At 48.6% G+C, this 3,972-nt stretch carries 1 protein-coding gene and 1 other annotated feature; the gene reads left to right on the forward strand.

What is annotated here, in order from left to right:
- Positions 1-157 precede the first annotated feature (157 nt).
- Positions 158-382: a binding site (T-box leader), on the forward strand.
- Positions 383-652: 270 nt separating this feature from the next.
- On the forward strand, positions 653-3,742 hold the full coding sequence (gene ileS, locus D9X91_RS22275) for an isoleucine--tRNA ligase (protein WP_121682845.1): 3,090 nt from the start codon (positions 653-655) through the stop codon (positions 3,740-3,742).
- Positions 3,743-3,972: the final 230 nt, after the last annotated feature.

Below are 3,972 nucleotides of genomic sequence, written 5' to 3' on the forward strand. Positions count from 1 at the left end.
CCAGAAAAAAGACAAATTAATCCCTAACCCTGTCACTACTGCGATCCTCTCCAATTCCGCCATGCTACTCAACAGCATAAAAAATATGTTTATTTCTGAAAAAACACTTTGACATGACGAACCGCTCCGTTGTATGATATTGGAAATTAATTGAATAATCCATTCGATGACGAGAAGAGTAAGCTGCAATCCCTGTCTAAGAGAGTCGCCGGCTGCTGAAAAGGCGATGTCAAATTAAAGCTGAAAATCATCTCCGAGAAGTTTTTCTGAACATGCTTGATGTAGGTTGAACCGGCAGTACGCCGTTATCCAAATGTGAACCAAGAGCCGTGAAGAAAATCACGGAATATGGGTGGTACCGCGGATCCAATCCGTCCCTATTTTGCGACAGGGGCGGATTTTTTATTTTAGAGGCAATGTTCAAGCTTGGTGTTGATATATTGCCCGATTCCAGCTGTTGATTGGAGTGCAAGTCGAAGACTCCGGCGGGAAAAGCGGAGTCAGGGAGACCCCGGAGGCGATAGCCGAGGAGGCTCCCGAACCGCCCGCGGAAAGCGAAGGCTTGCACGGAAATCAACAGCGGGGTTTAACAGAGTCATTTTTGAAAATAGCATGCGACCTAAGCACAAATAACCGACAAGAGGTGAAACCAATGAAAAACGTCAACACGAAAGAGGCAGCGTTAGAGCGTGAAAATCGAGTCAAAGAGTTTTGGAAGCAAGAAAATGTCTTCAACCGCTCGATTGAAAACCGCAGCGGTGCAGAAACATTCGTCTTCTACGAAGGCCCTCCGACAGCAAATGGGCTGCCGCACGCTGGCCACGTCCTGGGCCGTGTCATCAAGGACTTTGTTGCCCGCTATAAAACGATGAAGGGATATCAAGTTTTCCGAAAAGGGGGCTGGGATACGCATGGTCTCCCCGTCGAGCTTGAGGTTGAAAAACAGCTCGGCATCTCGGGGAAACAGGAAATCGAGGAATACGGTGTCGAGAAGTTCATCGAGGAATGTAAGAAAAGTGTATTCAACTATGAGAAACAGTGGCGCGAATTTACTGAATCCATCGGCTATTGGCTCGACATGGATCATCCGTATGTGACGCTTGAAAATAACTATATCGAAAGTGTCTGGTACATCCTGAGTGACTTCCATCGCCGGGGATTGCTGTATAAAGGCCATCGTGTCACGCCTTATTGCCCGAGCTGCCAAACGACGCTGAGCTCACATGAAGTCGCACAGGGCTATAAGGATGTGAAGGATCTTTCCGCAACGGTAAAATTTAAATTAGTCGATAAAGAAAATGAATATTTCTTAGGCTGGACTACCACCCCGTGGACCCTTCCTGCCAATATCGCGCTCGCCGTCCATCCTGAACTCACGTATGTCCGGGCAAAGAAAGACGATGAGATATTCATTGTCGCCGAAGCACTGGCAGAAAAGAATCTAGGGGAAGATTTTGAAGTTCTTTCTTCACATAAAGGGAGTGAATTCAAAGATGCTGCCTACCAGCCGACATTCGAATTTGTAAAACCTGAAAGGGGTCATTTTGTCGTCGAAGCGGATTTCGTCAACGCGGCAAGCGGAACGGGGATCGTCCATATCGCACCGGCATACGGGGAAGATGACTATAACTTAGTGAAGGAGCATAATCTGTCCTTTTTCAACGTGGTCGATGGGCAGGGGCGTTATACCGAAGATGTGCATCCTTTCGCCGGGCGTTTCGTGAAGGACTGTGACGTGGATATCGTGAAATACTTGGCGAATGAAGGTCTCCTTTTTCATAAAGAAAAATATGAGCACAGCTATCCGCACTGCTGGCGCTGTGATTCACCGCTCCTTTACTACGCCATCGAAAGCTGGTTCATCAAGACGACGCAATTAAAAGATCAATTTCTTCATAACAATCAGGAAATCGAATGGTATCCATCCCATATTAAAGACGGTCGGTTCGGGAACTTCCTAGAAAACATTGTCGATTGGAATATCGGGCGCAGCCGCTACTGGGGGACTCCGCTACCTGTATGGGTCTGCGATTCATGCTCACATGAGTACGCCCCGAACAGTATAGCTGATCTGAAGGAAAAAGCGATCGGTGACATCGATGAAATCGAGCTTCATAAACCATTTGTGGACCGTGTTCAACTAACATGCGAAACGTGTGGAGGCACGATGAATAGGGTGCCGGAAGTGATCGACGTTTGGTTCGACAGCGGGTCCATGCCGTTTGCCCAGCACCACTACCCGTTTGAAAATAAAGCGCAATTTGAAAAACAGTTTCCGGCTGATGTCATCTGTGAAGGCATTGACCAGACGCGCGGCTGGTTCTACAGTTTGCTCGCGGTTTCTACTCTTTTTACAGGAAAGTCTCCTTACAAACGTGTCCTATCGACCGGTCATATCCTGGATGAAGAGGGCAGGAAAATGTCGAAAAGCAAGGGCAATGCCCTGAATCCGATGGACCTTGTGCGCGACTTTGGTGCTGATGCCTTCCGCTGGGCGCTCCTTGCCGACAGTGCCCCGTGGAATAATAAACGATTTTCCGGACGTGTCGTGATTGAGGCTAAATCAAAAGTCATCGATACGCTTGTCAATACGCATGGCTTTTATACGCTATATGCCAACATCGACGGCTATCAGTTCAACGAAGAAGATACGGGCGAAAAAACGTTGCTTGATCGCTGGGTTCTTGCCCGTTTAAACAGTGTGACGACAGCGGTGACCGAGGCTTTGGATGACTATGACTTTTTAAAAGCAGCGAAGGCCCTTGAAAAATATGTGGATGAAATCAGCAACTGGTACATCCGCCGTTCCCGCGACCGCTTTTGGAAAGAGGGCATGACCGAAGGCAAAAAGGCAGCCTACCATACCCTCCACCAAGTGCTGGTGCGGACGAGTCTGCTCATGGCGCCTTTCATCCCGTTCTTGGCAGAAGACATCCATGTCAATTTAACCGGAAAGAGTGTCCACTTGGCTGACTTCCCTAATGTGAATCCGGATGAAATGGATCCGCAATTGGAGGCGGAAATGGACGCGGTCCTTCAAGTGGTGGAGCTTGCCCGCGGTGTCCGCAATTCCGAGTCGATCAAAACAAAGCAGCCCCTTTCTGAATTGGTCGTCATTCCGGTCGATCAGAAAAAAGGAGAGGCGCTTGCCAAGTACAGCAGTATCATCCAGGACGAGATCAATGTGAAAAAATTGACGGTGAAACAATCTTCAGAGGACTTTGTCCGTTATGAAATCAAGCTCAACTTCCGGGCAGCCGGACCTGTTCTTGGAAAGGAAGTCGGTACGGTCAAAGCATATCTCGAGCAATTATCCGATCAAGAAGCGGCAGCAGTCGTCCAGGAACAAAAAGTTATCGTTCCTGCCGCTCAAGGTCCGATAGAAGTCCCATTCGATCTTCTTCAGGTGGAACAGATTGCAGATGCCGGTCTATCCATGGGCTCCAATCAAGACTTCCATGTTGTCTTGGATACCACAATCACAGAAGAACTTCGCCTCGAAGGACTTGCGAGGGAAATCATCCGCGTCATCCAGGAAGAACGAAAGCAGCAGGACCTGCCGATCGACCTGCGCGTTGACCTCACCCTCAATGGGGACGAAGACGTCAAAAAAGCAATTGAACAAAACGAAAACATCATCCGTGAAAACGTCCTCGTGAACAACCTGCAAGTAGGGGAAGCAAAAGAAATGAAAGAGGTTCACTTCGGGAGCAATGTAGTGAAAGTGGCGATTGAAAAATAATTTGCTTACTAGGGGTCAGCCCCCCGCCAAAGTGCAGCGGGGCTGTCTCTTTTTTTGTGCCCAAATCGAGGTCATAGGGATGAAAAAGGGAACGAGTGTGAGTCTCTCGTGCCTAAACAAGAGTCGCAAGAATGAATAAGGGAACGCGAAGTCTCCGCTCGTGCCCAAATCGGGCGATCAAAGGCGGAAAAGGGAACGAGAACGGCTGTCCCGTGCCCAAATCGCGGGTT

This window comes from Falsibacillus albus, assembly GCF_003668575.1.
In the GTDB taxonomy this organism is placed as follows: Bacteria; Bacillota; Bacilli; order Bacillales; family DSM-25281; genus Falsibacillus; species Falsibacillus albus.